This is a genomic window from Streptomyces sp. TS71-3 (genome assembly GCF_018327685.1).
GTDB lineage: Bacteria > Actinomycetota > Actinomycetes > Streptomycetales > Streptomycetaceae > Streptomyces.
On sequence record NZ_BNEL01000001.1, the window covers coordinates 1582175 to 1604658 of the forward strand.

Genomic DNA, 22484 nt, shown 5'->3' on the forward strand with positions numbered 1-22484 from the left:
TACCTGCGGGACGGCGCACAGCGGACCGGCCACAGCGGCCAGGCTCAGCTTCCCCGCCACGGCCGGAGTCGCGGGCGCGGTTGCGTGCGCGTGGCGCAGGAGGCCGCAGCCGAAGGCCGCGAGGATGGTGGCCCCGACGGCGCACATCGTGCCGGGAGCGGTGGGCTGGATCCAGGAGAGCTGCCCGGACTGGCCCTTGCTGGCCACGATCAGGGGCAGGGTGCCGAGGGCTGCGGCGCTCGCGGCGAGGAGCCACCGTCTCCAGAGGGCCCTGCCTGCCCTGGCGAGGCAGAGCGTGGCAGCGTGGGCGGGCAGCGCGAACAGTGAGAACCAGTTGAGCAGTGCGCCGAGCAGGACGACGAGTGCGTACGCCCCCCAGGTGCGGGCCCGTGGGCGGTGCGCCGCGGCCACCAGCAGCCAGCAGGAGAGCGTGACGGCGGCGGTCACCATCGCGTACGAGCGGCCCTCCTGCGCATACCTCTGGAGGGCGGGCAGCAGCGCGCACGCGAACCCCGCGCCCAGTCCGCTCCAGGGTCCCGCAAGCCGTGCCGCGAGGTCCGTGGCGAGGGACACCGCCACGGACATGGCGAGGACGGAAGGAACCCGCAGCGTCAGGAGACTGTCGCCGAACACCTCGAACACCACGTGCATGACCGCGTAGTACAGGCCGTGGACGACGTCCGCGTGGCCCAGGAGACGCCAGATCCCGGGGAGACCGCGGTGGGCCACCTGCCAGGTGGCGGCCTCATCACGCCACAGGCTGTCCTGGCGGGTGATCCCCCATGAGTCCAGGGCGAGCGCGGTGCCGCCGGGGACGGCTGCCGTGAGCGCTCTGGCCAGGAGGGGCCGTGTGCTGCGCGGGCGTGCGGCCGGCCGCGGGACGGGACGGGGCCGGCCCGGGGCGGCCGGCCCGAGCGGTGTGTCCCGGGGCGCTACGGGGATCGACGTCACGTCGCGTGCCCGAGCGCCGTCAGGGAGCGGGTACGGGCGAGCGGCTGACGCGGATCTTGGACTGGCCGTGGGGGCGCGTCTCCCAGTCCTCCATGAAGCGCGCGTGGAGGCCGTGCTTGCGTGCCAGGGCGAGCAGGGTCTCGGTGCGGTAGTAGAAGTCCTCGCCCAGCACCTGGTGTTCCGTGCCCTCCGTGCGGTCGAAGGTGAAGTCGAAGAAGCCGGTGCCGGTCAGCACGCGGCCGACGTGGGCGAGGCACTCCTCGATGACCGCCTGCGGAGAGTGGGAGAAGACGCTGTGCGCGTGGACGACGTCGAAGTGGTCGCTGGGCAGGAAGTCCAGCGTGAGGTCGCCGGTGATGGTCAGGTGCGGAAGCTTGTCCTGGAGGCGGCGCTCGGAAAGGGTCTTCTTGGCGGCCATCAGGATGTCGGGCGAAATGTCGATGCCGTAGTAATGGCCGGCGTCGAGGTGCTCGATGAAGCGCCAGCCGCCACGCAGGTTGCCGCAGCCGATGTCGAGCATGCGGTGTTCGGGGCGCATTCCGTGTTCGACGAGGTAGTCGAACTGCATCTGCCCGAGCGCCAGCCAGCGTTCGTGGGTCTGGCTGCCGACCGCGGCCTCCGGGTTGCGGCGGGTGTCCGAGGCCATCACCGCCCGGTAGTAGCCGACGTGGTCGGGGTGCTTCATACGCAGCCAGGCGTCCCGGCCGGCGCGCCGGAGGTAGGGGGTGACGCGGCCGGGGTGGCGCAGGGCGTAGCCGACCTTGTGGGTGAGGGAGGAACGGTTGTTGCGCAGTTTCTTCGGTGACTTCGCGTCGGCGGGCATGGGGAGAAGACCTCCGTGCAGGGTGCGGCCCCGAGTGGGGGGTGACGGGATGGTGTGCTGTGGCGCGGCCAGGCTCGGTCAGATGAGGCCAGGCTCGGTCAGACGCGGTCAGATGCGGCGGCGCACCAGGAGCGCCGTGACGGCCACGAGCAGGACGGCGAGGCCGCCGAGGACGGCGGTGTCGGTCCACTGGAAGGTCCAGTAGTCGCCGGCCGGGTTGGCCTCGTAGAAGCGGGCGACGTACCCGTGCTCGGCCATGCACTGCCTGAGCTGCGGGCTTGAGGGAAAGGCGCAGTTCATCACGGAGTCATGGCGGCCGGAGGCGGTGATCAGACCGTAGTTGCCGGTCGACCACTTCTCGTCCATGGGCGGTTTGGGGCTGCTGCCGGCGCTGGTGTACACGCGGGGCGGGACCAGCAGGCGGGTCTTGTGCGTCCACTCCAGCGCCAGCGCCGTCGCTCCGGTCACCAGGAGGGTCAGCCCCATTGCGGCCAGGACCCGGCGGGCCAGCAGACCCAGCAGCGTGCCGGCCGCCAGGCCGAACAGCGAGGCCGCGACGACGCGCGGACCCGAACCGCTCATGGCGGCGGTCTCGTACCAGAACAGGCCGTAACTTCGGTCGGCGGCCGGCCGCCACCACCACGCGAACGCTCCCGCGAGCAGGCCCGAGAGGATCACCGTGGTGGCGGCGGCCAGGGTGATCCGGGAGACGAACCACTGACCGCGGCTCACGCCCTGGGTGAGGACCAGGCGGTGCGTGCCCAGTTCCCGGTCGCGGCCCAGCAGCGGGGCGCCCCAGAAGACGCCGACCAGCGCAGGGAGGGCGATGTTCAGGGCCCCGAGGTACTTCAGCGGGGTGATGTTCAGCAGAAGGGGCAGACCGGAGCCGGGTCGTGTGCAGTGCAGCGGTCCGCGGGCGCAGTGGGCGAACAGCCCGCTGCGTACGTCATCCACCATGCCGGAGCGGAAGCAGGCGGCCAGCAACGCGACGGCGGCCAGGGCGGCCAGGGCGATGCCGATCAGCCCTCGTTGCTGGCGCCAGGCGAGCCAGAAGGAGCCCTTCATATCGTGGCCTCCTGTCCTGCGGGGACGGGACGCCCCATGTCATCGGCCTGGAGGTGACCGATCAGGACGTCCTCCAGCTTGGGCCGCTCGACGTGCCAGTCGCCGTGCAGCGGTCCGCGCTGCCGTACCAGCGCGGTCAGCTGCCTGCCGGTGACCCGGGACCGCACGACGGTGTGCTGCCGGGGCAGGGCGTCGGCCTGGTCGGCGTGCCCGGTCAGTTGGGCGTGGTCGTCGCACAGCGCGCCGGCGTCCTCGCACAGTTCGACGCGGCCGCCCCGCAGCAGCACGACCCAGTCGCAGGTCTGCTCCAGCTCCGGCAGGACATGCGAGGACAGCACGATGCTCGTGCCGTGCTCTGCGGCCTCGGTCATCAGAATCGCCATGATCTCGCCCCGGGCCACCGGATCGAGGTCGGCCATCGGCTCGTCGAGCAGGAGCAGTTCAGGCCGCTTGCCCAGCGCCAGGGCGAGCGCGACGCGGGTGCGCTGCCCCGGGGACAGGGTGCCGACCCGGGAGGTGGAGCGGATGCCGGCCTCCCGGACGGTTCGCTCGGCGGCCCCCCGGTCCCATGAGGAGTTCAGCTTCTCGCCCATGCGCAGCGTGTCCGCCACGGTGAAGTGCGGGTAGAGCGGCTTGTCCTGCGTGAGCAGGGCGAGCCGGGCCCGTGCCTCGGGCGTGCCCGAGGCGGCGCCCAGCACACGTATCTCCCCGGCACGGGCCCGCAGCAGGCCACCGGCCAGGTGCAGCAGCGTGCTCTTGCCGGCGCCGTTGCGTCCGACGAGGGCGGTGATGCGGCCGCTGGGCACGGTGAACTCGCAGTCCCGCAGCTCCCAGGCGTCCCGCGCCCGATAACGGAATCCGAGTCCCGTGGCGCGCAGCGCGGCCGGCGCGTCAGGCCCGCTCATGCGTCCTCCTCTTTCCCCTTGCGCTCTTTCTCTTTACGCTCCCCGCCCCCCGGGGCGTGGCGGTATCGCCTCTCGTTGCCGTTGCCGTTGCCGTTGCCGTTGCCGTTGCCGTCAAGGACGGTGGTGACCAGGGCGAGGATGTCGGCCCGCTCAAGACCGGCCGCTCGGGCGCGTGCCGTCCAGTCGGCGAGTTCCGCGCGCAGCGGCGAGTCGTCCGCCGCGCCCGGCCGCGCGAGCGACCGGGTCACAAAGGTCCCGAGGCCGCGACGCAGTTCGACAAGGCCGGCCTGCTCCATGTCGCGATAGGCCCTGAGCACGGTGTTCGGGTTGATGGCGGTGGCCGCCACCACCTCCTTGGCGGTGGGCAACCTGTCTCCGACCTGCAACGTGCCCATCCGGAGGGCGCGTTCGGTCTGCTCCACGATCTGCACGTAGGCAGGTACGCCGCTGCCGCGGTCAATCCGGTACTCGACGGGGCACATCACATTCCACGGTTGTGTTAATGAATTAGTGGAATGATGATCGTGGTGGTGGTGCAGGGATGTCAAGCGAGATCCACCGGTCGGGACGTTGCGCACGCCCCTGGTGGTGCCGGGCCGCCGCGGCAGGCCACCGGGTCGGGTCCCTCGCGGTCCCGGAGCCGTCCCCCGGCCGGTACCCCGCCCCCTGCCGCGGCAGGGGGCAGCCGGCAACCTGTTGTGACGGCTCGGCTACCCGCCGCCGCCAGGCGGACCGCGCCGGCGCGCGCCCGTACCATGGGGGTGGCCGTGGCGTGTCCAGCCCGGCAGGGGGCGCCTACGTAGCCGTACGCGCAGCCGATCACTCAATCCGGGAGAAGCGCCGCACCATGGCTCGTACCGTCGAGCGTCACGACATCCGCAATGTCGCCATCGTCGCCCACGTAGACCACGGCAAGACCACCCTCGTCGACGCCATGCTCAAGCAGGCTGGTGCGTTCGCCGCGCACCAGCTGGACCAGGTCGACGACCGGGTCATGGACTCGAACGACCTGGAACGTGAGAAGGGCATCACGATCCTGGCGAAGAACACCGCCGTGAAGTACCACCCCAAGGACGGTGACGACCACGTCACCATCAACATCATCGACACCCCCGGCCACGCCGACTTCGGCGGTGAGGTGGAGCGGGGCCTGTCCATGGTCGACGCGGTGGTGCTGCTCGTGGACGCCTCCGAGGGCCCGCTGCCGCAGACCCGCTTCGTGCTCCGCAAGGCCCTCCAGGCCCGGATGCCGGTGATCCTCTGCATCAACAAGACCGACCGGCCCGACGCCCGCATCGACGAGGTCGTCAACGAGACCTACGAGCTCTTCCTCGACCTCGACGCCGACGAGCAGCAGATCGAGTTCCCCATCGTCTACGCCTGCGCGCGGGACGGCGTCGCCTCGCTCACCAAGCCCGAGGACGGCACGGTGCCGGCGGACAGCACCAATCTGGAGCCGTTCTTCACCACGCTCCTCCAGCACGTCCCCGCCCCGTCCTACGACGCCGAGGCCTCGCTCCAGGCGCACGTCACCAACCTGGACGCCGACAACTTCCTCGGCCGTATCGCGCTGCTCCGCGTCGAGCAGGGCGAGCTGCGCAAGGGCCAGACGGTGGCCTGGATCAAGCGCGACGGCACGGTGGCCAACGTCCGCATCAGCGAGCTGATGATGACCGAGGCGCTCACCCGCAAGCCTGCCGAGAAGGCTGGCCCCGGTGACATCTGCGCCGTCGCCGGCATCCCCGACATCATGATCGGCGAGACGCTCGCGGACCCCGAGAACCCGGTGGCCCTGCCGCTGATCACCGTCGACGAGCCGGCGATCTCCATGACCATCGGCACCAACACCTCGCCGCTGGTCGGCCGCGGCGGCACCGGCAAGGGTGCCGACAACAAGGCCGCCGTCAAGGACCGCAAGGTCACCGCGCGCCAGGTCAAGGACCGGCTGGACCGCGAGCTCATCGGCAACGTCTCGCTGCGCGTGCTCGACACCGGGCGCCCCGACGCCTGGGAGGTGCAGGGCCGCGGCGAGCTGGCCCTCGCGATCCTCGTCGAGACCATGCGCCGGGAGGGCTACGAGCTGACCGTCGGCAAGCCGCAGGTCGTCACCAAGGAGATCGACGGCAAGGTCCACGAGCCCGTCGAGCGGATGACGATCGACGTGCCCGAGGAGCACATGGGCGCGGTCACGCAGCTGATGGGCGTCCGCAAGGGCCGGATGGACAACATGTCCAACCACGGCTCCGGCTGGGTGCGCCTGGAGTTCGTGGTGCCGTCGCGCGGCCTGATCGGCTTCCGCACCGAGTTCCTCACGAGCACCCGCGGCACCGGCATCGCGCACTCCATCCACGAGGGCCACGAGCCGTGGTTCGGCACCCTGACCACGCGCAACAACGGCTCCCTCGTCGCCGACCGCTCCGGCGCCGTCACCGCGTTCGCGATGACCAACCTCCAGGAGCGCGGCGTGCTCTTCACGGAGCCGGGCACCGAGGTGTACGAGGGCATGATCGTCGGTGAGAACTCGCGCTCCGACGACATGGACGTGAACATCACCAAGGAGAAGAAGCTCACCAACATGCGCTCGTCGACGGCCGACGTGGCCGAGTCGATCGTGCCGCCGCGGAAGCTGTCGCTTGAGCAGTCGCTGGAGTTCTGCCGCGACGACGAGTGCGTCGAGGTGACTCCGGAGGCGGTCCGGATCCGCAAGGTCAACCTGGACGCGCGGGAGCGGGCTCGGGCGGCGTCGCGCGCGAAGCACGGCTAGGTCGTGTCCGGCGGATCTTCGTGGATCAGCCTGCGGTGTCTGGTGCCGTGCATCGCAAGGCGGAGGATCGTCCTCGTACGGGGCGTACTCGGATGACTCCGACAACGGGGCGAGGTGCGGTGCTGGGGGCACTCCCCCACTGCCCTGAACGGGCGTGGGAGGTACCCCCACCCACGCCCTTCAGGCAGTGGGGGAGCCGCGGGCCCACGAGGATCCGCCGGACACGGCCTAGCGCCCGTAGGGGCGCGGGACCCCGGCAGGCGTCCGCTTGGCGGTGGGGCTGCGCTCCTGAAGGGGCGCGGGGAACTGCGCGACCAGCCCCCACCGGCCGGTGGGGGGAGACGAGACCGGAAGTGGCTCGGCCCGGTGGCCCTCCCTCACCGCCCGAAGGGCGTGGGAGGTGCCCCCACGGCGCGGGGTGGTTGCTCACGCAGTTCCCCGCGCCCCTGGAAGGGCACCGGGGCGGAGCCCCACCGGAGGGGCACCGGGCGGGCCCCGCCGGCAGGTGACCGGACGCCTCAGGTGACCGGCGGGAGGTCGGGGCCGGTGGTGCCCAGCGGCTCCGTGGAGATGATCTCCTTCTCCGGCCAGGAGACCCCCTTGGGCGGCCACGTCTGGCCGGTCTGCTTGAGGAACCCGGCGGGCGGCTCGACCAGCGGCTGCTGCGTGCCCTCCGGGATCATGGTCGCCCAGTCGACCGCCTTCCTGCGGTCCTCGAACTCCGCCCGGATCCGGGAGAGCTGGTCGGGCTGGGTGATGAGGTCGACGGCGGTCGCCGCCATGTAGCGGGCGGCGGACAGCATGCCCTGGTGGCCGATGTTCGTGGCCGCCGCCGACGTCACCGCCCAGCTGTGGTTGGGCAGTCCGGCCGGGATGGTCGCGGCCAGGGCGACCAGGGTCGGCGCCTGCCAGCTGACGTCCGCCGTGTCGATGGAGATGCCGCCGGCGAAGGCGGGCGGGGGCGGGGCCAGCGGCACGAGCGAGGTGGGCATGCCCGTCTCCGGCTTGCCCAGCGAGCGCTGGAGGGACCTGGCCAGCGCCTGGTCCGCGTCGGTGAAGGCCGGCGGGCCGATCGCCCGCATGTTGTCGTTCATCAGCTCCGCCCCGGCCTTGTTGGGGAGCAGGTTCCAGGTGCCCGAGTTGAACCGGTGCACGAGCGTCGTCCGGCTCGCCTGCGCGGCGGCCTTCGCGGCGTCCACGATCTTGTCGTACAGGACCTTGACCCGCTCCGGGCTGCCCTCCCGCACGAAGAACCAGATGGAGCAGAAGTCGGGAGTGACGTTCGGTGCCCCGCCGCCGTTGACGATGGCGTAGTGGAACCGGCCCGAGGGGGCCACGTTCTTCTCGCGCAGGAACTCCGACATGGTCGCCATCAGGACCGCGCCGTCGAGGCCGCTCTTGTTGCCCAGCGGGTTGGCTCCGTGGCCCGTCGCGCCGAGGAAGTCGAACGTCGCCGATATGAGCGCGCTCGTGGTGTTCCAGAACGCCAGGTTGGCGTTGAAGGGGTGCCAGTCCACGAAGGCGTCGAGGCCGTCGTACACCCCGGCCCTCACCATGTAGGGCTTGCCCACGAGGTGTTCCTCGGCCGTGGTTCCGAAGAGCTTCACGGTGGCCTTGAGCCCGCGGTCCCTGATCGCCTGGCTCACCGCGATGGCCGCGCCGGTGGCGCCCGCGCCGAGTGCGTTGTGGGCGTCGCCGTGGCCCGCACCGTAGGTGGGGGCGTAGGGGTCGGTGTGGTAGACGAGCGGGTCGTGCACGGTCCCGCCGGCCTTCTGCGACAGCCCGGGCAGGGCGTCGTACTCGGCGTTGAACCCGATGGTCGGGCCGCCGGATCCGTAGCTCGCCACGAAGGCGGAGGGGAAGCCGGCCGGGCCCCACTGGATGTCGAATCCGTACTTCTCCAGCAGGGCCGCCACCGCGAGCGACGAGTTCCACTCCCGCAGGGAGAGCTCCGCGTGCCGCCACACGGTGTCGTTGAGGTCGATGAGCTCCGCGCTGTGGTCGCCGATCCAGCCCAGGGCGGTGGCCTTGGCATCGCTGTCCTCGGCGAGCCCGCGGGGGGCCTGGTACGAGGTGCTCTGCGCCGCCAGCCGCTGGTCGTACTCGCGGGTGGCCGCAAGGGCGGGATCGGCGACCGTCCAGGGCGCCGCACCGGCCGCGGCCGCGACACCGGCCGACTTGAGTATCTGCCGCCGTCCGACTGAGGACCTGTCAGTCATTCGTTGATCTCCTCTTCGGGGGGAGATCAACGTACTTGTATCCACAGGGGCGTTGGGGACGGCTCTCCGGCGGCCCCGGTTGTCGCGAACGTCACACGTGTGGGGTTCGGCGGCGCCGTGGCCCGTGGGTCCGGTGCCCATCCGAGCGCTGGGCCCGGTTACGGTCAGGACCAGGCTCGCAGCAGATCCTCCGGAGCGAGGGCCTGCGCGCCCTGTGCCGTGCAGCCGCTGCGGGCGACCGCCAGCAGGGAGGTGCCCTCGTCGGCTCCGGGCAGGCGGTTGCGGTGGGCGATGAGCTCTGCAAGGTCACGGTGGTCGAAGGGCTTTCTCTCCAGCCACTTGATGGAACCCGCGAAGGTGATCCGCTTGGCGACCGGCCCCCGGTCGGCGCCGACCAGGTCGATCTCGGGGTCGTTCGTGCGGGTCCAGTACCCGCCGACGACGTCCGTGCCGGCCGGCAGCAGGTCGTCGGCGAGCCGCCAGAGGGCCTCGCGGATGACGGGCTCGATGGCCCGCCCCCGCCAGGAGGTCCAGCTCGTGCGGATGGAGTCCAGGACGCGGTCGCCGCGGCCCCGCTCGACGGCGGCGATGCCCCGCCCGATGAAGGAGAGCCAGAAACGCAGGTACGGGTCCTCGACCCGGTAGCGGGTCTCGCGGCTCGGCCTGGCTGACACCGGCAGGTCCGCGGCGACGACCCGGCGGTCGATGAGCAGCTCCAGGGACCGCTTGAGCGACGTGGCGTGGAGCCCGCCCGCGGCCCGTCCGATGGCGCTGAACGTCCGCTCGCCGTGCCCGATGGCGCCGAGCACGGTACGGGCCTGCGCCTCGGTGGGGAACTCCGCGGCCAGGGCCCGCTCGCCGCTGACCAGGAGCGCGGAGGTGGGCCGGCGCAGCGCCTGCTCCAGGTACTCCCAGAGGCCGGCACCGCGTGGCCACTCCTCCAGGATGAGCGGAAGCCCGCCGGACACGAGGTAGGCGTCGAAGGCGTCGGCCGCGGGGAGTCGCAGCACGTCGGCGACGTCGCCCGGGGTGAGCGCCGGCACCACCATCTCCGTGCCGCGCTGGTAGAAGGGCCGCCCATAGGTGTTCAGCTTCTCCATCATCGCGAGGTCGGAGCCGATGAGGACGAGCAGCACGGGCAGCCGCGACAGGCTCCGGTCGAAGACCTTCTGGAGGGACCCCTCGAAGCCGGGGTCCTCACCGACGAGGTAGGGCATCTCGTCGAGCACGACGACGCTGGGCGCGTCGGTGGGCAGCGCGGAGGCGAGCAGGCTCAGGGCCGCATCCCACGTCTGCGGCGTGGCGAAGTCGGCGAAGCGCTCCGCGTCGGGAAGGCTGGACGCGGCCACCTCGGTGACGAAACCCGCCAGGTCCCCGTCCCGTGAGCCGCCGACCGCGCTGAAGAAGACGTGTGGCACGCCGGCCCGCTCGACGAACTCCTCGACCAGCCGGGACTTCCCCACCCGGCGCCGGCCGCGAACCAGGACGGCCTTGCCCGGGCGGCCGTTGCGGCTGCCCGAGGCGACGTCCTTCAGCAGGTCGTCGAGGATGCCGAGCTCGCTTCGGCGTCCGATGAATCCGCTCACGCACTGCACCTCGGGGATCGTTGCCGGGCCGCCACTACCATCAGTGATACTTTCTTCGATGACAGTATCACGAAGGATGGTCTTCAGTGGCTCGGTGCGGCGTGCCCCCGCGGGTCAGCCGCTCAAGGGCAGCTCCGTGAGCATGACCGCGTACCGCGGGGAGTCCCAGAACGGCTGCTCTTCGCCGACTTTGCGGTAGCCCCAGGATTCGTAGAGTGCTTGGACCCTTGGGCGGGCGACGTCCACGGAGAGCACGGCAAGGTCCTCGTCCCTGCCCGCCAGCAGGCCGTGGTGTAGCCGCCGGGAGGTTCCGGTCTTGCGCCATGCCGGGCGGACCATCAGTTCCGAGAGCGAGAAGGTTCGCGAATGTTCCGGTGCGGGGTCGACGAACTCTCGCCACCATTCGCGCCCGGGGCGGCGGGGGCGCCGTAGGCAAACCCCGCGGGCTCGTCGCCGTCGTATGCGATCGTGCAGGAGAAACCGGGATTGTTGCCCCAATGGCCCACAAACCATGGGAAGCGACTCCGGAACTCGGTCATGTCGGGGGCGTGGACTTCAGCATGGACGTCCAGCAGGGTCTGACGGATCGTCGACAGGTCTTCGCGAGCGTAGTGGCATACCCGCACGGTGGTGGTCAAGTCCGGCTCCATCCGGCGCGGTAGCGCTCGCGCCAGCCGCGAGCGACGTCGCTGCCCGGAGCGAGAGTAATGAGATCCCGGGTGAAGTCCCCGAGCCGAGACCGCAGCCTCCCCGGCAGAGGATGACCGGCCATCAGGTCAAAGAGACCGGAGGCAGTCCCGCACGCGCATCCCGTTGCCGCGTGTGGGGCCAGCGTGTCTTTCCAGTCAGCCAGTTCCGCACTGTCCGGTCGCTGACGATACGTTCGTGGTGATGTTCCCGTAAGTGGGCGTTGACGGCTTCGGCCAACTCGTTCTGTGTGAAGCCGACCTCAGCCATGTGCCGCGCGAGTTCTTCGTTCCCCTCCACGGCCTCAGCGTAGCCACATGCTCACGTGCCGCAAATTTCCCTCATATGCAAATTTCCGGTTCATCGCCAGCAGGCCCGGCGCCGAAGCCGGGCCTGCTGAACCGCCGTGCCGCACCGCCCCGCGGGGCTTGCTCAGCCGTGCGACACGGTCAGGCCGTAGAACGCCACCCGCGCACCGTTGGTCGTGCTGTCCGAGGACGACTGGTTGTACGAGCCCGCCTTGAAGTACTGCTTGTACTGGTTGAACGACGACGGGATGCCGTAGTGCGTCGTGCTGCCGTTGACCGTCAGGTCGACGGTGTTCCCGCCGGAGACGGCGATCGTGTACGTCCAGGTCTTGCCGATCGACACGTGGCCGACGGTGTGCGGCGTCTGGCCGCCGTCGGGCGAGTTCTCCGTGCCGAGCACGATGTCGCCGCCTGCGTGGTAGTAGAGCTCGACGAGCGGCTTGGTGGACGAGCCGCCCGAGCCGAGGTGGATCTGGCCCACGCACACGTTCTTCGTCACCGACACCACCCGCAGCGTCGCGCTCAGCTTGTGGCTGCCGCTGAGCGACCAGTCGGCCGCGCTGCCGCTGCGGTTCATCTCCCGCAGCTCGGAGCGCGCGTAGTTGGAGTTCGGCGTCGTGACGCCCTTCTCCGGCGCCCAGAAGGTCATCGCGCCGTCGCGGGTGTCGGTGTAGAAGTACGAGTCCTGGAACCCGCCCTCCAGCCGGGACGACGAGATGGTGGTCGGCGAGCCGGGGCTGCCCACCGGCTCCTGGAGCTGCCACACGCCCAGGTCGAAGTTGCCGCCCGGCGACTTCCCCGGGTCTGCGGCGTTGGCGGTGCTGCTCATGAGGCTGAGCGAGGCGGCGACGCCCGCGGCGGCGGCCAGCGTGAGGAGCTTGGAACGGAGTTGCATGGGGGGTCCTTCGGCGCTCGAAGTGGTGGGGGATGAGCCAGGTCTAGTCCAAAGGTGCGTGAACTTTGAGTAACACGGCTCCGCGCCGGGGGTCAACGGTCGTGCGGGGGCGAGGGGTGGGGCGGGCCGGCGGGTGGGGTCTTATGCGGCGAGACGTCATGGAAAGGGAAGGCGTCCCGGGACGGCGCCACCCGACGAGAAGGACGAAAAAGGGGGCGCCCCCACAAGGGAGCGCCCCCACGGCGCCAGGATCGTCCGTACCGCCATGGCGGGCGACCCGGCACGCCGGGGACCCGCGCCGGCACGGAAGGGCCCCTGTCCGGCCCTGGAAGGCCTGGAAGGCCGGGTTCGGCCGGCTCAGTCCTTCGCCACGACCGCATCCGCCCCCGCTGACCCCGCGATGCCCGGGTCCAGGATGATCTCCTCGCCGGGCTGCCCGGCCGCCTCCGGGTAGTGGCAGGCCGTCAGGTGGCCCTCGCGGCTGCCGTCCACGTGGGCCAGTGCCGGGGTCTCGGTCGCGCACTTCTCCGTCGCCTTCCAGCAGCGGGTGCGGAAGCGGCAGCCGGAGGGCGGGTTGACGGGGGAGGGGACGTCGCCGGCGAGGCGGATGCGCTCGCGGATCGGGGCGGCGTCCGCGGTGACCTCCGGCACCGCGGACAGCAGGGCCCGGGTGTAGGGGTGGCGCGGGTTGCCGTAGAGCTCGTCGCGGTCGGCGATCTCCACGATGCGGCCGAGGTACATCACGGCCACCCGGTGGGAGAAGTGCCGGACCACCGCGAGGTCGTGGGCGATGAAGACGAACGCGATGTCCAGCTCCCGCTGGAGCTCCTGGAGGAGGTTGACCACCTGCGCCTGGATGGAGACGTCCAGCGCGGAGACCGGCTCGTCGGCCACGATCAGCTTGGGCTGGAGGGCGAGCGCACGCGCCACGCCGATGCGCTGCCGCTGGCCGCCGGAGAACTCGTGCGGGAAGCGGTTGTAGTGCTCCGGGTTGAGGCCCACCGTCTCCAGCAGCTCGCGGACCCGCTTCTCCCGGCCGCCGGGCGGGTTGACGCCGTTGATCTCCATCGGACCCGCGATGATCTTGCCGACCGTCTGCCGCGGGTTCAGCGACGCGTACGGGTCCTGGAAGATCATCTGGATCTCGGAGCGGACCGGGGCCAGATCGCGCCGCGAGGCGTGGGTGATGTCCTGGCCCCGGTAGGTGATCCTGCCGTCGGTGGGCTCCAGCAGCCGGGTGATCAGCCGGCCGGTGGTCGACTTCCCGCAGCCGGACTCGCCGACCAGGCCGAGGCTCTCGCCCTCGAACACGCTGAAGTCGAGGCCGTCCACGGCCTGCACCGCGCCGACCTTCCGCCGGATGGGAAAGCCGCCCATGATCGGGAAGTGCTTGGTGAGCCCGGCTACGTCCAGGAGGGGAGTGGTGCTGCTCATGGTCGTGAAGTCCCGTCTCGTGTACGTCAGTGGGCCCGCGCCGCGGCGCGGTCGGCGGAGAACCTGGCGCGCTGCTCGCCGGTGAGGTGACAGGCCGCGCCGCGCCCCTCGGTGAGGGTGAGCAGCGGCTCCTCGGCGACGCAGCGGTCGCCGCCGACCTCGCCGGTGAAGGCGCACCGCGGATGGAAGCGGCAGCCGGTCGGCGGGTTGAGCAGGCTCGGCGGGGTGCCCTTGATGGGGGTCAGCGGCACGTCCACGTCGCCCTCCAGGGTCGGCATGGACCCCAGGAGCCCCCAGGTGTACGGGTGCTGGGGCGAGCGCAGCACTTCCTGCTTGCTGCCGCGCTCCACGCACGTGCCGCCGTACATCACGAGGATGTCGTCCGCGATGTCCGCGATCACGCCCAGGTCGTGGGTGATGAAGATGATCGAGGTGCCGGTCTCCTGCTGGAGCTCCTTGAGCAGGTCCATGATCTGGGCCTGCACGGTGACGTCAAGCGCGGTGGTCGGCTCGTCGGCGATCAGCAGCTCCGGGTTGCAGACCAGCGCCATCGCGATCATGGCGCGCTGCCGCATGCCGCCGGAGAACTGGTGCGGGTAGTCGTCGACCCGCAGATCGGGCTGCGGGATGCCGACCTTCTTCAGCATCTCGACGGCCCGCGCCCGGGCCTCCCGCTTGGAGGCGCCGGTGTGCTTGCGGTACGTCTCGCCGATCTGCACGCCGACGGTGTGGTACGGCGACAGGGAGGCCAGCGCGTCCTGGAAGATCATCGACATCTTGTTGCCGCGCAGCCGCTCCAGCTCGCGTTCCGTCGCGGTCAGCAGGTCCTGGCCGTCGAGCAGGATCTCGCCGGACACCTCGGTGTGGTCGGGGTGGTGCAGCCCGAGGATGGCCAGGTTGGTCACCGACTTGCCGGAGCCCGACTCGCCGACGATGCCGAGCGTCCTGCCGTGCGCCACGTCGAAGGAGAGCCCGTCGACGGCCTTCACCATGCCGTCCTCGGTGGAGAAGTGCACGCGCAGGTCACGCACGGAGAGAAAGGGGGCGCTGCTCATGGTGGCTTTCTCCTAGGCGAGGCGGACGCGCGGGTCGATGAGGGCGTACACGGCGTCGACGATGATGTTGAAGAAGACGATGGCGCCGGCCGCCAGGAGGACCACCGCCAGCAACATCGGCAGGTCGTTGTCCGAGACCGCCTTGACCGACAGGGCGCCGATGCCGTGCAGGCCGAAGGTCTTCTCGGTGATGATGGCGCCGCCGATCAGGTAGCCCAGGTCGAGGCCGAAGATCGTCACGATGGGGCCCATGGCGCCGCGCCAGGCGAACCGGAAGAAAACCGTCCGCCGGGAGAGGCCCTTGGCCCGCGCGGTGCGCACGTAGTCCTCGTTCATCGACTCGACCATCTGCGAGCGCGTCATGCGCGTGTAGTTGGCGGTGAAGATCAGCGCGAGGACGAACCACGGCAGCAGCAGCCCCTGGAACCAGCCCGCGGGGTCCTGGGTGAACGGGACGTCCTTGGGACGGCTCAGGATGTGCCACTGGTCGGAGAGGTAGTACATGGCGACCACGCCGACGATGTAGATCTGGAGGGAGGAACCGATCAGGGACGCCGAGGACGCCACCTTGTCGAGCGCCTTGCCCTGCTTGACGGCCGCGATCATGCCGGTGCCCACGCCGAAGAGGACGAAGACCACCGCGCTGCCCACGGAGAGCGAGAGCGTGGTGGGGAAGCGGTCCAGGATGGTGCCGAGGACGGGTTCCCGGTTGGTGAACGAGTACCCGAGGCAGGGCGCCGGGCAGTTGCCGAAGCCCGTGTAGTCGCGCCCGACGAACACGGCCTTCAGCCAGTGCCAGTACTGCACGGGCAGCGGGTCGTCGATGCCCAGGTTGTGCCGTACCAGCTTCAGCGTGTCGGCCGTGCAGACCTTGCCGCACGCCACGCGCGCGGGGTCGCGGGGCGCGATGTAGAAGAGGACGAAGGTGATGGCACTGATGATCAGCAGGATGACCAGTGCGCCGATGACTCGGCGGACGAGGAAGCGGAACATGGCAGTGGTTTCCCTGGCAGACGCCGGCGAGAGGAGTGGGACAGGCGGGGCACCACCGGGGTGCCCCGCCGGGTGGCGTCAGGCCTTGACGTACAGCTTGTAGAAGATGGCCGAGGAGAACAGCGGGTCGAAGAGCGCACCGCCCACCTTGGAGCCGTGCAGGTAGAAGCGGCGCTGGTAGGTCTCGGGGATGATCGGGGCGAGCTCCTTCATGATCCGCTCGTCCAGGGCCTCCCAGGCCTTGCCCGCCTCCGTCTGGTCGATGATCAGGCCGTTCTTCTTGATGGCGTCGTTCACCCAGCCGACGTCGAGCTGCGAGACGTTGTTGGAGCCGTCGGCGATCGTGCTGCCGTCGAACAGCGGCTGGAACATGGTGTAACCGGTCGGCCAGTCCGGCGCCCAGCCAAACCACATCACGTCGAACTGGTTGTCGATCTGCTGGACCTGGTCGTAGTAGCTGGTGGAGTCCAGCGGCTTGAGGACCGGGTCGAAGCCGGCCTCCTTCAGCGCCTGCTCGATGACGACCTTGGTCTTGTCGTAGACCGGGGTCTGGTTGAAGGCGTAGACGATCTTCTGGCCGACCTTGCCGGCCTCCTGCAGCAGCTTCTTCGCGGCGGCCGGGTCGCCCTTCGGCTTCTTCAGCTTCCCGTAGGCGTCGTACTTCTTGTAGCCGATGAGGTCGGGGCTGAGGATGGTGGTGTCGTAGTCACCCGCGGACGGACCACCGTAGATCTTCCGGATCTGCTCCAGCGGCCAGGCGTAGTTGAGCGCCTGGCGGACCTTGACGTCCGTGATCCGCTTGCAGTTGATCGCGTAGTAGTACGTGCCGGTCAGCAGGCCGTTCCAGGAGCGGCCCTTCAGCTCGGGGTCCGAGAGGACCTTCTGCATGCGCTCGGCGGGGATGCCGTTGTAGGCCATGAAGGCGTACTGGTCGTCGCCGTCGTCGGCGATGAGGCGGTCGGCGGCGGCCAGCCCCTCGGGGCCGAACTCGAAGGTGAACTGGTCCGGGTAGGCCGTGCGGATCGGGTCCGTGGCCGGGTCCCAGTGCTCGTTGCGGACCAGCGTCATCGACTTGTCGATGGCGTGCTTGCTGATCTTGTACGGGCCCGCCGAGACGGGGTCCTTGTCGTACTTCTCCTTGGAGTCGTGCTTGACCGGCACGGCGCCGTAGGAGGCCATCGCCAGGGTGAAGTTGAGGTCCGGGCGGGCCTCCTTCAGGTGCAGCGTGATGGTCTTCTTGGCGGGATCGATCTTGATGCCGTCGAAGTGCTCGCCCTTGTCGGGGCCCTTGTAGACCTTGCGGAAGTCACCGGTGCCGGTGAGGGCGTTCTGGAGGTAGCTCGCGCCGTTGGTGGTGTAGCTGGAGAAACCGCGCTCGAAGCCGTGCCGGACGTCCTCGACGGTGATGTCGCTGCCGTCCTCCCACTTGATCCCGTCCTTCAGCGTGAAGGTCCAGACCTTGCCTCCCTCGGACATGGTGCCCGTGTCGGTGGCGAGGTCGCCGACGAGCTTCATCGTGCCGTCAGGGCCGATCTGGTAGTTGGTCAGCGTGCGGATGTACAGGTTGCCCAGGGCGGCGTTCCAGGTGAACCAGATCTGCTGCGGGTCAAGGTGCGAGAAGTCGTCCGGGGCGAGGCCGTGGATCGTGCCGCCCTTGCGCGCGCCCTTGACCTCGGGCGCAGGGCCCTTGGAGTCCTCCGCGGTGCCGACCGTGACGTGGCCCGTGTACTTGTCGGTGCCCGCGTGCCCGCCGCTGCCACCGTCGTCGCCGCCGGAGTTCCCGCTGCTGCATGCCGAGAGCACCATGGAGCCGCCGGCCGCCACCGAGGTGGCGATGACGAAGTTTCTACGCGATATGGACATGTCTACCTGCTTGAGTCGATGGTCGGATGCACCGGAAGGGCCCCGTCGCCCCGTCCGGATGGAATGCCTGGTGGTCAGCGCCGGGTCTTCGGATCCAGCGCGTCGCGTACGGAGTCGCCGAGCAGGTTGAAGGCGATCACGAAGATCACCATCGTCAGGCCCGGGAAGAGCATGAAGGTGATGTCGCTCTGGTAGACCTCCGAACCGCGCTGGATCATCACGCCCCAGTCCGGTGTCGGCGAGGTGAGCCCGACGCCGAGGAAGGCGAGGCCCGCCTCCGCGGTGACGTAGAGGGGCAGCGCGAGCGTCGCTTGGATGAGGATCGGCGTCCACAGGTTGGGCAGCAGCTCCTTGAAGATGATCCGCGCCGGGGAGGCGCCGGTCACCTTGGCCGCCTCCACGAACTCCCGTTCGCGCAGGGCGAGCACCTCGCCGCGCAGCAGACGGGCGATGGGTGCCCAGCCGAACGCGGTCATCACGCTGATGAGGCTGACGACGGTCAGCCAGACCGGGGTCTGGTCCTCCGGTGAGACCAGCACGGAGATCATCACCGGCCAGAAGGCGATGAAGAACAGCGTCTGCGGGAAGGCCAGCAGGATGTCCATGATCCGGCTGATCAGGTAGTCGGTCTTGCCGCCGAGGTAGCCGGCGGTGGTTCCGACAACGATGCCGAGCACCGTGACCAGTACGGTGGTGGCCGCCGCGATGAGGAGGCTGTTGCGGATCGCGTAGAGCAGGAACGTGAAGACGTCCCGGCCGAGGCCCGGCTCGACGCCGAACCAGAAGTCGCTGCTGATGCCGCCGTTGGGCTTGATCGGCGAGCCGAAGTCGTTCAGCAGGCCGTCCTGGTTCTGGCCGTACGTGGTGTACGGGTTTTTGCCGTAGACCTTGGCGATCAGCGGCGCGCACAGGCCCACGACGAAGAACAGGATGACCACGTAGGCGGAGATGACGCCCGTGCGGTCCCGCTTGAAGCGCCGCCAGGCCAGTCGTCCCGGGGAGCGGCCCTCGCCGCCCTTCGACCCCGAGGGGTCCGGCGTCAGCATGTTCTTCTCGGCCACCACCTCTAGTGGGGCGGCGGCAGATGGAGTTGGGGAGGTCATGGCACTCCTGGCCCGAAGGGGTCGTAACACTCCGCAGGACACACCCACGGGCTACGCGGACCTTTTCAACCCTGTTCGTCCAGGGTCAATGAATCGCTGGCGGCCTTGAATTTCTCTTTAACGTCTTGGCGATTACATGACCAAATCTAGGTCTAGAGATTACATCTACGGGAGTAGATTATTTGGACCTTCTGGACTCACCGGGATGTTCTGGCATGGGGTTCGATAACCGGGCGGCCAAGTCTCGGATTCCGTACAGCGAACGGGGCGCCCACAAGGGGCGGGCGGTGCCGAGCATTTCGGAAAGCCGAGGACCGCAGAGAACAAGCCAGCAGGGCGGCGCGAAGCGCCCGATAAGGGGCGCGGGGAACGGCGCGAGAACCACGACGATGCGGTCGGATGCTCACCGGCGTGAGGGGCTGGGGGCGCGGAGCGCCTGATAAGGGACGCGGGGAACGGCGCGAGATCCACGAAGATGCGGTCGGATGCTCACCGGCGTGAGGGGCTGGGGGCGCGAAGTGCCTGATGAGGGGCGCGGGGAACTGCGCAAGAGGGCCACGACGAACCCGCACAGTCGTCACCGCCCACCCCGGCACCGGCCCGCTTTAACACGCAGGCAACGAAGCCGACGTAACACCGATATACCCCGCCCCCATCATGGAGAACGTACGGCCGTGCGGGTGCCGTGGGTCGGCCGGGACGCTCATGCCAAGGCGCGGCATGTCCCGGCCGATCGGCACGCGCGGCGGGCCGGAAGGGTTGGCGGACCGCGACGGCCCGCGGACCGCGACGGCCCGCGGACCGCGACGGCCCGCGGACCGCGACGGCCGAGCCGCAGCGGCCGGCTGACCGGCGCGCTACGCGCCGCGGAGCCCCAGCGACCGCTTCAGGAAGTCCACCTGAAGCAGGAGCAGGTTCTCCGCCACCTGCTCCTGCGGCGTCATGTGCGTCACCCCGGACAGCGGCAGCACCTCGTGCGGCCGCCCCGCGGCGAGCAGCGCGGACGACAGCCGCAGGGAGTGCGCGACGACCACGTTGTCGTCGGCGAGACCGTGGATGACCATCAGCGGCCGGTGCGGTTCGGCGGCCGACGAGAGGCCCGCGTCGCCGACGAGCGAGCTGTGCGCGTACACCTCGGGCGAGCGCTCCGGATCGCCGAGGTAGCGCTCGGTGTAGTGGGTGTCGTACAGCCGCCAGTCGGTCACCGGCGCCCCCGCGACGCCCGCGTGGAAGACGTCCGGCCTGCGCAGCACCGCGAGCGCCGCCAGGTACCCGCCGAACGACCAGCCCCGGATCGCGACCCTGCCCAGGTCCAGCGGGAACCGCTCGGCGAGCTCCCGCACCGCGGCCACCTGGTCGTCCAGGGACACCGTGAAGTCGTTCCTCACCGACTTCTCCCACGCCGGTGAGTGGCCGGGCGTACCGCGGTTGTCGGCGATCACAACAGCGAATCCCTGGTCCGCGAACCACTGCGACGTGAGGTACGCGTTGTGCGCCGACACCGCCCGCTGGTCGTGCGGACCGCCGTACGGATCGAGCAGGACGGGCAGCGGGCCGTCCGTCTCGCGGTGGTTCCGCGGCAGCACGACGGCACAGGGGATCCGGCGTGCGCCCTCGTGATCGCGTGCGCCGTCCCCACCGCGATTGGAACCCGTCACGCCGGGTCCACCCTGGCCGGAGGGGGTGGCCGGGCCGCCGGAGGGGGCGTGGGCGGCCTCGGCTGCATCCTCGGCGCTCCGGGCCTGCTGACCCTGCCGGGCGCCGGACGATCCGCTGTGCGGGCCGGAGGCGGCGGAGGAGGCGGCGCCCGCGTCCGGGCCCGCGAGCACCTCGGTGAGCGTCACCCGGGGCGAGAAGCCGGGGTGTTCGGCCGCCGAGGCGACGGTCGCGAGGCGTTTGCCGTCGCGCAGCACCTGCACCACGCGGCCCGGCCGCTCCAGGGTCGCCGACGACAGCACCGTCACCGCGCCGGACCGGGCGGCCGCGTGCACGCCCGGCTCCTGCGAGACGCGCTCCACGCCCAGCTCGTTGACGCGGAACACATGGACCTCGCCCGTCTGCCGGTCCTCGGCCGCGGCACCCGCGGACGCCGAGACCAGCACGTCGTCGTCCGAGACGTCGAGCACCGCGCGCACGTGCAGCTGCGGGCCGGTCAGCGGCCGGTCGCCCACCGACAGGACGCGCGCCCCGCCCTCGTCGGCGATCCGCACCAGCCGGCCGTTCGGCGACCAGCACGGCACGCCGCCGAACAGTTCCAGCCACTGCGGGTCCTCGTCGGCGTGCACCAGCCGGGTGCCGCCGTCCTCCGGGTCCACCGCGAGGAAGAGCTGGCTGCGCTGGTCACGCGCCTGCACCAGGAGCAGCGGGGGACCGGCGGCCGACCAGTGAACCCGCGCCAGGTACGGGTACCGCTCGCGGTCCCACACCACCTCGGTGCGCGAACCGTCGAGGCCCAGCACGAAGAGCCGCACGTCCGCGTTGGGCGTGCCCGCGGCCGGATACCGCACCTGCGCCGGCTCCTGCTCGGGCCGCGCCGGGTCCGCGATCCACCACTGCCGCACGGGGCTGTCGTCTGCCCGCGCCACCAGCAGCCTGTCGGACGCCGGGGACCACCAGAAGCCGCGCAGCCGGTCCATCTCCTCGGCCGCGATGAACTCCGCGAGGCCGTAGGTCACCCCGTCCGCCTCCGGCTCCGCCAGCGCGCGGTCCAGCGGCTCCGACCCGGCCTCCGCCGGGTCCCGCGACACCGTCACCACGCGGAGCGCGCCCTGTGCCGCGTACGCCACGTGCCGTCCGTCCGGCGACGGGCGCGGGTCGAGCACCGGCCCGGGAACGGGCAGTTCCCGCGCCGTGCCGGCCCTCAGCTCGGCCGTGAACAGCCGGCCCGAGAGGGTGAACGCCGCCAACTCCACCGCATCGTCGGTCGCATAGCCCACGACGCCCGCACCGCCCTCGCGGCTGCGCTCGCGCCGTGCGCGCTCCGCGGCCGAGAGGTGCTCCTCGCCGCCGGCCAGCAGCGCGTCGGGGTCGGCCGCGACGCGCTCGCGGCCCTCGGGGCCACCGTCCAGGTCGAGGACCCACAGCAGGTGCGAGCGCTCGGTGCCGGACCTGGACCGCAGGAACGCGACGCGCTCGCCGTCCGGGGAGATGGAGAAGGCTCGGGGCGCTCCGAGCGTGAAGCGCTGGGTGCGGGCTTGCCGGCGCGGGAAGGAGTCGGGGTGGCTGCTCATCCCCCGAGGGTAGGGCCCTGTCGGGCCGGTGGCCGGGATCGTGCGTCGGCCGGGTTGTCTCCGTCCCGGAGAGGGGGGTCCGGCCCGGAGGGATGCTTTCCGTTGTGTCCGGATCCTCGGTGACGTGGTGGTTTTTGCGCAGTTCCCCGCGCCCCTTTCGGCTGCGCTGCGCGCATCGTTCCGGTTCGTTCGGGGTGGTGCCTGTCGTGTCCGGATCCTCGGTGGGTGGTGGTTTCCTTGCGTAGTTCCCCGCGCCCCCATCAGGTGGGCTGCGCGCATCGTTCCCGTTCGTTCCGGGTGGGTTCTGTCGTGTCCGGATCGTCTGTGGGTGTGGGCTGGGCGCTCCCCCACTGCCTTGAGGGCGCGGGAGGTACCCCCATCCCCGCGCCCCTCGTGGGTGGGCGCTTACGTTCTGGGGCCGTCCGGGAGGGGCCTCCCCGGGCAGCGGGCGGTCGTCTCGTGACCGTGAAGTCCACGTCGGACGCCGCGGATGGCGGGTCGCCGGCGCGGGCGCGTGCATGCGCCCCTCGTGCTGCCGTGCACCAAGTATGTGCGATCCAAGCACAGCCAACGGAAAGTTATGATCAGTCGCGCTGGGTGGGT

The 22484-nt window shown here is 70.5% G+C and carries 13 protein-coding genes and 3 pseudogenes; 1 reads left to right on the forward strand and 15 read right to left on the reverse strand.

The window, feature by feature from the left end; translation table 11 throughout:
- Positions 1-237 precede the first annotated feature (237 nt).
- The 5 genes and pseudogenes from Sm713_RS41615 to Sm713_RS06565 all read right to left on the reverse strand — a co-directional run.
- Positions 238-651: pseudogene (locus tag Sm713_RS41615) on the reverse strand (glycosyltransferase family 39 protein); the annotation flags it as partial.
- A gap of 319 nt (positions 652-970) precedes the next feature.
- Positions 971-1774, reverse strand: coding sequence for a class I SAM-dependent methyltransferase (locus Sm713_RS06550; RefSeq protein WP_212908711.1), 804 nt, complete (start codon positions 1772-1774; stop codon positions 971-973).
- Between the two features lie 108 nt (positions 1775-1882).
- Positions 1883-2839 (reverse strand): transporter, encoded by a 957-nt coding sequence (locus Sm713_RS06555; RefSeq protein WP_212908712.1) that lies wholly within the window; start codon positions 2837-2839, stop codon positions 1883-1885.
- Between the two features lie 395 nt (positions 2840-3234).
- Positions 3235-3744 (reverse strand): annotated as a pseudogene (locus tag Sm713_RS41620) (ATP-binding cassette domain-containing protein); the annotation flags it as partial.
- Complete coding sequence (locus Sm713_RS06565) at positions 3741-4226, reverse strand: GntR family transcriptional regulator (RefSeq protein ID WP_212911828.1); 486 nt, start codon at positions 4224-4226, stop codon at positions 3741-3743. The pseudogene Sm713_RS41620 and the gene Sm713_RS06565, both read right to left, overlap by 4 nt.
- Before the next feature lie 365 nt (positions 4227-4591).
- Between Sm713_RS06565 and typA the strand changes: the two genes are divergently transcribed.
- A complete protein-coding gene (typA, locus tag Sm713_RS06570; RefSeq protein WP_212908714.1) occupies positions 4592-6508 on the forward strand; it encodes a translational GTPase TypA in 1917 nt (638 codons plus the stop codon).
- A gap of 518 nt (positions 6509-7026) precedes the next feature.
- On the opposite strand, the gene Sm713_RS06575 is transcribed toward typA, so the two are convergent.
- From Sm713_RS06575 to Sm713_RS40180, 10 genes and pseudogenes are all read right to left on the reverse strand, one after another.
- Entirely contained in the window at positions 7027-8727 is a 1701-nt protein-coding gene (locus tag Sm713_RS06575) for an amidohydrolase (protein ID WP_212908715.1), read from the reverse strand.
- 164 nt (positions 8728-8891) lie between these two features.
- On the reverse strand, positions 8892-10313 hold the full coding sequence (locus Sm713_RS06580) for a DUF234 domain-containing protein (RefSeq protein WP_212908716.1): 1422 nt from the start codon (positions 10311-10313) through the stop codon (positions 8892-8894).
- 114 nt (positions 10314-10427) lie between these two features.
- A pseudogene (locus Sm713_RS06585) lies at positions 10428-10963 on the reverse strand (GNAT family N-acetyltransferase).
- Positions 10964-11432: 469 nt separating this feature from the next.
- Complete coding sequence (locus Sm713_RS06590) at positions 11433-12203, reverse strand: polysaccharide lyase family 7 protein (protein WP_212908717.1); 771 nt, start codon at positions 12201-12203, stop codon at positions 11433-11435.
- Between the two features lie 357 nt (positions 12204-12560).
- Positions 12561-13637: an ABC transporter ATP-binding protein gene (locus Sm713_RS06595; protein WP_212908718.1), complete on the reverse strand. Its 1077-nt coding sequence runs from the start codon at positions 13635-13637 to the stop codon at positions 12561-12563.
- Between the two features lie 26 nt (positions 13638-13663).
- Positions 13664-14692, reverse strand: a complete 1029-nt coding sequence (locus Sm713_RS06600) for an ABC transporter ATP-binding protein (protein ID WP_212908719.1) — start codon at positions 14690-14692, stop codon at positions 13664-13666.
- Between the two features lie 12 nt (positions 14693-14704).
- The gene (locus Sm713_RS06605) at positions 14705-15685 is read right to left on the reverse strand and encodes an ABC transporter permease (protein WP_212908720.1); all 981 of its coding nucleotides are present in this window, start codon (positions 15683-15685) and stop codon (positions 14705-14707) included.
- Between the two features lie 78 nt (positions 15686-15763).
- Complete coding sequence (locus Sm713_RS06610) at positions 15764-17548, reverse strand: ABC transporter substrate-binding protein (protein WP_212908721.1); 1785 nt, start codon at positions 17546-17548, stop codon at positions 15764-15766.
- 74 nt (positions 17549-17622) lie between these two features.
- The gene (locus Sm713_RS06615) at positions 17623-18651 is read right to left on the reverse strand and encodes an ABC transporter permease (protein WP_212908722.1); all 1029 of its coding nucleotides are present in this window, start codon (positions 18649-18651) and stop codon (positions 17623-17625) included.
- A gap of 857 nt (positions 18652-19508) precedes the next feature.
- Complete coding sequence (locus tag Sm713_RS40180; protein ID WP_249416137.1) at positions 19509-21881, reverse strand: S9 family peptidase; 2373 nt, start codon at positions 21879-21881, stop codon at positions 19509-19511.
- Positions 21882-22484 lie beyond the last annotated feature (603 nt).

Bases quoted from the DNA above. Each gene is read 5' to 3' on its own strand.
- Sm713_RS40180 (WP_249416137.1), bottom strand. From the start codon at position 21,881: ATGAGCAGCCACCCCGACTCCTTCCCGCGCCGGCAAGCCCGCACCCAG.
- typA (WP_212908714.1), top strand. From the start codon at position 4,592: ATGGCTCGTACCGTCGAGCGTCACGACATCCGCAATGTCGCCATCGTC.
- Sm713_RS06565 (WP_212911828.1), bottom strand. From the start codon at position 4,226: ATGTGCCCCGTCGAGTACCGGATTGACCGCGGCAGCGGCGTACCTGCC.
- Sm713_RS06610 (WP_212908721.1), bottom strand. From the start codon at position 17,548: ATGTCCATATCGCGTAGAAACTTCGTCATCGCCACCTCGGTGGCGGCC.
- Sm713_RS06595 (WP_212908718.1), bottom strand. From the start codon at position 13,637: ATGAGCAGCACCACTCCCCTCCTGGACGTAGCCGGGCTCACCAAGCAC.
- Sm713_RS06550 (WP_212908711.1), bottom strand. From the start codon at position 1,774: ATGCCCGCCGACGCGAAGTCACCGAAGAAACTGCGCAACAACCGTTCC.
- Sm713_RS06590 (WP_212908717.1), bottom strand. From the start codon at position 12,203: ATGCAACTCCGTTCCAAGCTCCTCACGCTGGCCGCCGCCGCGGGCGTC.
- Sm713_RS06615 (WP_212908722.1), bottom strand. From the start codon at position 18,651: ATGACCTCCCCAACTCCATCTGCCGCCGCCCCACTAGAGGTGGTGGCC.
- Sm713_RS06575 (WP_212908715.1), bottom strand. From the start codon at position 8,727: ATGACTGACAGGTCCTCAGTCGGACGGCGGCAGATACTCAAGTCGGCC.
- Sm713_RS06555 (WP_212908712.1), bottom strand. From the start codon at position 2,839: ATGAAGGGCTCCTTCTGGCTCGCCTGGCGCCAGCAACGAGGGCTGATC.
- Sm713_RS06605 (WP_212908720.1), bottom strand. From the start codon at position 15,685: ATGTTCCGCTTCCTCGTCCGCCGAGTCATCGGCGCACTGGTCATCCTG.
- Sm713_RS06600 (WP_212908719.1), bottom strand. From the start codon at position 14,692: ATGAGCAGCGCCCCCTTTCTCTCCGTGCGTGACCTGCGCGTGCACTTC.